General features: G+C 66.5%; 1 protein-coding gene. It reads right to left on the bottom strand.

The genetic code is table 11. The features are described 5' to 3' along the window. On the bottom strand, positions 1–925 hold a 925-nt coding region (locus AC1DY5_RS57150; RefSeq protein ID WP_478122962.1), incomplete at both ends, for an extracellular solute-binding protein.

Raw genomic sequence — 925 nt, 5'->3', positions numbered from 1 at the left:
CCGCCACGCCGATGGCCTGGAACTCGGGGATCGCCGCGTACTGCACGCCGACGTAGGGCGACTTGGGCAGCGTGCTGTCGCTGGCATTGGCGCTGTCGATGGCCTTCTTCTCGGCTTCGGCGAAGCGGGCCGCCTTGGTGAATTCGGGCGAGGCGTAGGTCGACTTGCGGGTGCCGGTCGGCACCGAGCCCCAGCCTTCTTCCTTGGCCACCAGGTTGATGTAGTCCTTGGATGTCGCCCACTTGACGAAGGTCTGCGCCGCATCGACCTTCTGCGAGCCGGCCGGGATCGCCAGCGCCCAGGCCCAGAGCCAGTTCGCGCCCTTGGGCGTGACCGCCACCGGTGCCTGCGCGAAGGCCACCTTGTCGGCCACTTTGGACTGCTTCGGATCGCTCACGAACGAGGCCGCGATGGTGGCGTCGACCCACATGCCGCACTTGCCTTCGTTGAACAGCGCCAGGTTCTCGTTGAAGCTGTTGGCCGAGGCGCCGGGCGGGCCGTAGGCCTTCATGAGGTCGACGTAGAAGCCGATCGCGTCATGCCAGGGCTTGCTGTCGATCTGCGGCTTCCAGGCCATGTCGAACCACTGGCCGCCGTTAGTGTTGACCATGGTCGTCAGCAGCGCCATGTTGTCGCCCCAGCCCGGCTTGCCGCGCAGGCAGATGCCGTAGACGCCCGCCTTCGGATCGTGGATCTTGCCGGCCAGCTCCTTCACCTGGACCCAGGTCGGCCGGTCGGGCATCTGGAAGCCCACCTTGTCGGCCAGGTCCTTGCGGTACATCAGCATCGAGCTCTCGCCATAGAAGGGCGATGCATACAGCTTGCCGTCGGCCGACAGGCCGTTGCGCATCGCCGGCAGCAGGTCGTCGACGTCGTAGGCGGCGTCGGTGGCGATCGGCAGCAGCCAACCCTTCTTGGCCCAGAT

The organism is Variovorax sp. P4_D9 (assembly GCF_056401695.1).
This window is presented reverse-complemented; position numbering and strand designations above follow the sequence as displayed.